The 6,771-nt window shown below is 65.8% G+C and carries 4 protein-coding genes; 3 read left to right on the forward strand and 1 reads right to left on the reverse strand.

Features of this window, described 5'->3' with window-relative positions:
- Nucleotides 1-87: 87 nt before the first annotated feature.
- The 3 genes from GTP77_RS27995 to GTP77_RS28005 are packed head-to-tail and all read left to right on the forward strand — an operon-like array spanning nucleotide 88 to nucleotide 4,455.
- Entirely contained in the window at nucleotides 88-1,242 is a 1,155-nt protein-coding gene (locus GTP77_RS27995; protein WP_161075437.1) for a porin, read from the forward strand.
- Between the two features lie 16 nt (nucleotides 1,243-1,258).
- Entirely contained in the window at nucleotides 1,259-3,475 is a 2,217-nt protein-coding gene (locus GTP77_RS28000; RefSeq protein WP_161075438.1) for a 4Fe-4S binding protein, read from the forward strand.
- Entirely contained in the window at nucleotides 3,472-4,455 is a 984-nt protein-coding gene (locus GTP77_RS28005; protein ID WP_161075439.1) for an FAD:protein FMN transferase, read from the forward strand. The genes GTP77_RS28000 and GTP77_RS28005 overlap by 4 nt, the downstream gene beginning before the upstream one ends.
- Before the next feature lie 17 nt (nucleotides 4,456-4,472).
- Here the strand turns inward: GTP77_RS28005 and GTP77_RS28010 are convergent, their stop codons facing one another.
- Nucleotides 4,473-6,422: a sigma-54-dependent Fis family transcriptional regulator gene (locus GTP77_RS28010; protein ID WP_228894952.1), complete on the reverse strand. Its 1,950-nt coding sequence runs from the start codon at nucleotides 6,420-6,422 to the stop codon at nucleotides 4,473-4,475.
- Nucleotides 6,423-6,771 lie beyond the last annotated feature (349 nt).

The raw sequence follows: 6,771 nt of genomic DNA on the forward strand, positions 1-6,771 counted from the left end.
CAGGCCCTTCCCAGTGAAGCGGGCTCGGCACGCTAATTGCCCTTGTAGGGATACATCAATCGATGTACTAAAACAAGGGAGACAGTAATGAAGAAGATCATCATGGGTGGCATGGTTGCAGCGGCGTTCACGGCGCAGCACGCGGGCGCTGTGGATTTCAAAGCCGGCGACTGGACCGTGGGCGTGGGCGGCATCGTCAACGCCTACTACACGCAGGTATCCTGCTCCGGCAATGCGGTGGGCGGGCTGGCGCTGGCGAGCAAGGGCCTGGGCTGCGGCGGTCAGGACGACCGCAGCACCATCGGCAACGGCCTGCTGCCGAATGGCCTGGTCACTTCCGCCAGCTCCAACCTGGGCGGCTATGACGTCAAGGCGCTGATCGGCATGTACCACGCCACCGCCACCGACAGCGCCATCAGCCAGAACAGCGGCGTGGACGTGCGCCAGGCCTACTTCACCTTCGGCAATGCGGAGATGGGCACCATCAAGATGGGGCGCGACAACGGCCTGTTCGGCGCAGGCGCCATCTTCGGCGACATGACGCTGATCGGCGCCGGCGCACCGGTGCAGGCGACGCAGCGCGGCCGCGTCACGCTGGGCCACATCGGCGCCGGCTACAGCTACGTGGGCTACTACGGCCAGATCGCATACAGCTCGCCGAAAAGCGCGGGCTTCGGTGTCGATGTTGCGCTGGTGAGCCCCGTGTCAGACACGCCGCTGCTCACGCCTTCGCTGTACTCGACCAAGACCAGTCCGCAATTGCAGGGCCAGTTGACGTGGAGCGGCGGCGGCGCCAAAGCCTGGCTGGGCGCGAAGACCCAGAAGTTCGAATCGGTCACGGCGGGCGTCAAGGACTTCACAATGAACGCCTTCGAGGCCGGAGCGTCGTACAGCGAAGGCGCGCTCGGCTTGCTGGCCAATGTGCAGGGCGGAAAAGGCCTCGGCGTGCTGTCCGATGCGGACCAGGGCAACACCACGGCGCGCAATTACTTCGTGCAGGGTACCTACAAGGCCACCGGCAAGATGAAGCTGGGCCTGGGCTACGGCATCAGCAAGAACAGCGACAACACCACCGGTACGGGCGGCCTGAAGTCGAACGCCAATCTCACGCTGGGCGCTTACTACACGCTCAACAGCGCTATCACGCTGGTGGGCGAAGTAGGGCAGACCCGCTCCAAAGGCTTCAACGGCAATGAAGCCAAAATGAATGGCGCCTCGCTGGGCGGCATCATCTTCTTCTGACGGGAGCAGCGCGTTCATGGCACAGGCGGATATTCTGCAGGCGCGGCCGCAAGCATGGCGGCACTGCGCGCGCCGGCTGCGGCATTGCTCGCTGCTGGCGTTGGCGGCGGCAGTGGCGTTGGCCGCTGCGCTTGCGCTGCCCGTGCCGGCGGAGGCGGGGCAGCTGGTCCGCGCCGCCGTGGCGCAGCTGTTTCCCGCGCCGTTGATGGTGGGAGAACGCGACGCGGAACTGCCGGTATGGCCGCTGTACCGCCAGAACGCCACGGCCACCGAGCTGGCGGGCTATGTTTTCGAGTCTGCCGATCTGGCGCCGGTGCCGGGCTTTGCGGGAGTGCCCCCCAACCTGCTGGTGGCATTGGACGCAAAGGGAAAATTCATCGGCGTGTCGCTGCTGTCGCAGCACGAACCGGTGTTCCTCGAAGGGCTGGGCGAACCGCCGTTGCGGCAGTTTTTGGCGCAGTACAAGGGCGTGCCGCTGGCCAGCTCGATCCGCATCGGCGGCAAGGACGACAAGAGCGGCAGCGCGCGCGATGTGCATCTGGACGGCGTGGCGAAAGCCACCGCCTCGGTGCGCATCATCAATCAAAGTGTTTTATCGGCTGCGTTGAAGGTGGCGCGTGCCCGCCTGGGCTTTGCCGCCGGGCGCGATCCCTCGCTGGCCGCCCGCGTGCGGGAGGACGTGGACGAGGTGCTTAGCCTGGAGCGCATGGTGGCGCAGGGCGTGCTGCAGCAGCTCCGCGTGCCGAACCGGGAAGCCGAGGCACTGTTCAAGGGCACGCCGGGCGCCGCCCTGGATGCGGAGGCGCTGCGCGATCCGGACGGCGTGTTCCTCGACTTGCGCATGGCTTATGTGTCGGTGCCTGCTGTGGGCCGCTCGCTGCTGTCGCCGCGCAGCTGGAACAAGCTGCAAGCGCGCCTGGAACCTGGCGACCATGCGCTGCTGGCCATCTGGTCGGGCCGTTACACGCTGATGCCGGACGAATTCGTGCGCGGCAGCGTGCCGGACCGGCTGGTGCTGAAGCAGCAGGGCCTGCCGCTGGAGCTGCGCGATCTCGACCTCGATCTCGCCTTGAAGGAGCCAGCCGCGTTTGGCGGCGCGCGCGTGGCCGCGTTCCGCGTGATCGCCCAGGCCGGCCTGGACCCTGGCCTGCCACTGGACTTCGCGCTGCCGCTCACGCGCAGCAAGGGCATCGTTTACCCTGAACGGATCACGCGCGAGCTGGCGCTGCAATACCGGCTGCCGCAGCGCTACTACATTGCCGGCGCCGCCGACGAGAAATCCTGGGGCAGTGTGTGGCGCGCGCGTGCCTGGGAGCTGGGCATACTCAGCGCCGGATTGCTGGCGTTGGCTGGCGCGCTGATGCTGCAGCGGCGGCTCGCGGCGAACGGCAAGCGGCTGCAGCGCTTCCGCATCGCCTACCTGCTGTTCACTGCGGGCTTCGTCGGCTACTGGGCTCAGGCCCAGCTTTCCATCGTCAACGTGGCCGGTGCAATGCAGGCGCTGGCCGCCGGCCGCAGCCTGGCGTATTTGATGTTTGACCCCGCCACGCTGCTGGTGTGGGTGTTCGCGCTGGCTGCGCTGCTGGCATGGGGACGAGGCGCCTACTGCGGGTGGCTGTGTCCCTTCGGCGCGCTGCAGGAATTCAGTGCGCATCTGGGCCGCGTTTTGCGCTTGCCGCAGATACGCCTGCGCAGCAGCGCGGACGTGCGTCTCAAATGGCTGAAGTTCGCCGCGCTTGCCGCCATTGCCATCAATGTGCTTATCGCCAGCAGCGCTACCAGCGCCGCCATCGCGGCCCCTGCGGCGCTCTGGCAGGAGCGGCTGGTCGAGCTGGAACCGTTCAAGACCGCCATCACGCTCGGCTTCGTGCGGAGCTGGCCCTACGTGGCGTATGCGGCCGGGCTGGTGCTGCTCAGCGCCTTCTGGTTCAAGTTCTTCTGCCGCTATCTATGCCCGCTGGGCGCCTGCCTGGCCCTGCTGGGGCGCGTCCGCCTGTTCGACTGGCTACCGCGCCGGGCCGAATGTGGCCAGCCCTGCCAGACCTGCCGCCACCGCTGCGCCTACCAGTCCATTCAGCCAGCGGGAACGGTCGACTACGGCGAATGTTTCCAGTGCCTGGACTGCGTCGTCATCCACGACAGCGAAGACAAGTGCGCACCGCTGCTGATGGAACGCAAGCGCAGCAACTTCATCCCCATTGCGCGCGCCGACGCGAAAGAGCAGACATCATGAAACGAAGAACCGTACTGGCCGCATCCATGGGCCTGCTGGCCGGCGCTGGCGCCGCATCGCCGCCTGCGCGTCTGCACAAGGCCGCCGCGCAGGCTTTCGGCACCACCATCACCGTCACGGTGGCCCACGACGATGGCGCGCAGGCACAGGCGGCCATGGCCGCAGCCTTGCATGAAGCGCAGGCGGTGGACAAGCTGATGTCGATCTACCATCCCGCCAGCCAGGTGTTCCGCCTGAACCGCGACGGTGCGCTGACCGAGCCTGACGCACGGCTGCTGGTGGTGCTGGCCCAGGCCCGCGCCTTGTCCCAGCTGACCGACGGCGCCTTCGACGTCACGGTACAGCCGCTATGGCTGGCCTACAGCGAAGCGGCGCGGCGCGGCCTCCTGCCGGACGCACAGGTGCTGCGCCAGGCGCGCTCCCGCGTGGGCTGGCGCAACCTGTCGTTCAGGCGCAGCGAGGCGCGTTTTCTGCTGCCGGGCATGAGCATTACCCTCAACGGCCTGGCGCAGGGCTATGCTGCCGACCTGGCGCTGGCCGCACTGCGCCGCCACGGCATCCGCAACGCCCTGCTGGACACGGGCGAATTCGCCGCCAGCGGCATGAAGGCGCCGGGCCAGCTATGGGCGCTTGGCATCCGCGACCCGCGCGATTCGCAGTCCTGCACCGACATCGTGCTGGCGCGGGACCGCTGCATCGCCACCTCGGGCGACTATGAGGCCGTGTTCACCCAGGACCGCGTGCACCACCATATCTTCGATCCGGAACGGGGCGATTCGCCGCCGGAACTGGCCGGCGTAACCGTGCTGGCGCCTTCCGCGCTGCTGGCGGACGGCTTGTCGACCGCTTTCATGGTGATGGGTGCGAAGAAGTCCCACGCGCTGGCAGGCCGTCTGCCCGGCATCGATCTGCTCACGGTGGACAAGCAGGGCAACGCGCGCCGCTCGCCCGGTTTCGCTGCGGCGGCGGTGCCGGCATGACTGCGCAGCTCAGCGGCTTATTTCAGGTGCGGCATCTTGCGGTAAATGGTATTGCGGGACACGCCCAGCGCCCGCGCCGTGGCCGACACGTTGCCGCCATGCGTTGCCAGCGTCTTCTGGATCAGGGAGTGCTCCACATCCTCCAGCCGCGCACCGCCGGCAGGCAGGAGGCCGCCGTGTTCTCCCGCGCCTTGCAGCGATTCACCGCAGGGTCCGGCGGCTGCGATATCGTCGAGGAAGTCGTCCGGCATATGCCGCTGCGAGATTTCGTACTCGTCCCCCGCCATCACAATGGCCGTGCGCAGCAGATTGGTGAGCTGGCGGAAGTTGCCCGGCCATTTGTGGCAGCGGAACAGTTCCAGCATTTCCGGCGCCAGCGTGTAGCGCGTGCTGCCGGACTCGATGGCGATGATCTTTTTCACCACCGTTTCCAGGTCGGTGCGTTCACGCAGCGGCGGCAGTTTCACCACCAGGCCATTCAGGCGGTAATACAGGTCTTCGCGGAACAAACCGTTCGCAATACGCTCGCGCAGATTGTGGTTGGTGGCGCAAATGACTTCCACATTCACCGGAATGGACTTGCTGCTGCCCAGCGGCGTGACCATGCGCTCCTGCAGCACGCGTAGCAGCCGCGCCTGCAAGCTGTAGGGCATGTCGCCTATCTCGTCCAGGAACAGCGTGCCGCCGTTCGCTTGCAGAATCCGGCCCACCGCGCCCTTCTTGCGCGCGCCGGTGAAGGCGCCGTCTTCATAGCCGAACAGTTCGGACTCGATCAGCGTTTCCGGAATGGAGGCGCAATTGACGGGGATGAACGGCCCTTGCGCGCGGGGCGAATCGTTGTGTATGGCCTGGGCCAGCAGTTCCTTGCCGGTTCCCGTCTCGCCCATGATCATGATGGGGATATCCTTGCCCAGCACCCGCGTTACCTTGTCGATCACCAGTTCCAGCTGCGGGTCGCCGGTGCGCAGGTAGCGCAGACCGGAAAGCTTGCGCGCTGCATTGGCCGCATGCATGGGCGATGCCGGAGCCGCAGGGCGCGGCGCGGGCTCTCCGTCCTGAGGCGCCGCCAGCACGTGCTGGAAGCGGCTGCTGGCCAAGCGCAGCTGGGCGCGGCCGGATACCCGCACGCCGTTGTGCATGCACAAGTCTAGCAGGCTGGGCGCCGCGGTCCGGTAGTGGTCGAAGAGGGCGGACACGGGAAGACCGAACAGCGAATTGAAGGTGTGGGTCTGCAGCGCGGCGTAGCTCAGCCCCAGCTGGAACAGCCCGTTACGGTTCGCGGACAGGAAGCGCCCGCCCGGAGTGAACGAGGCGATGCCTTCCATTAGCGTACCAATGAACTCCGGTCGGGTGTGGAAATGCAGCGTGATCGCATCTTCAAACGCGGCCGAGAACAGCTGGTTCTCTATCATCAGCGCGGACATGCGCACCAGCGCCATGGTGTGCTTGTGATAGCTGCGCTGGTCGCCGGACACGTCCAGCACCCCGACCACGTTGCCGTGGTGGTCGGTAATTGGCGCGGCGGAGCAGGTGAGGAAATGATTCGCATGCATATAGTGCTGGTCCGCGTGCACCAGCGCCGCGCTCTTTTCGGCGATGGCCGTGCCGATGGCGTTGGTGCCCCGGCATTCCTCGGACCAGGCCGCACCGGGCTGCAGCGCCACCCGGTTGGCCTTCTCCAGAAAGTCGGCGTCGCCCAGGGAGTGCAGGATCACGCCGTCCGCATCCGTCAGCAGCACCATATTATGGGTGTTGATGATTTGCTGGTACAGCGTCTCCATGGCGGGCAGGGCGTGGGTGTGCAGCATCTTGTTCTTCTCTATAAGCAGAGCAAGATCGTTGCGGGCGATGGTGCCGAAGTCCTGCCGGCTCTCCGGGCACAGTCCATAGGCGAGCGAGCGCTCGTGCGAAGTGGTGATGATGCCGGCCATTTCTGGAGCGGCACTGGTGGCGGTTGGCTGGTACATGTCTCCGATTCCTGCAATGGGCCGTCTGATGCGGCGTTTTTGTGTTTGCCGGGTGTTCCTTATTTGAGCACATGTTCCGTTCTGGCACAGATAAAACGGAGCAAATGCCCCGGCAGGGCCGTTAGCCGTGCCGTTCCCTTGCTGTTAGCAAGCCTGATGCCACCTGCTTACATGAACCTGAACCGCCGCGAAATAGGGCTTGCCTATGGGACTGTGGCTTGCTATAGTTCTGTCCCCGCGCTGCTGAGCATACGCAGCGCAGGGGAGTAGGAAAATGAGGGGTTGACGGTTTAAACGAAACGCCTCATAATCTCATCTCTCTGCTGCTGAACAAAACGCTTCAGCAACA

It is taken from the genome of Pseudoduganella aquatica (assembly GCF_009857595.1).
GTDB classification, from domain to species: Bacteria; Pseudomonadota; Gammaproteobacteria; order Burkholderiales; family Burkholderiaceae_D; genus Rugamonas; species Rugamonas aquatica_A.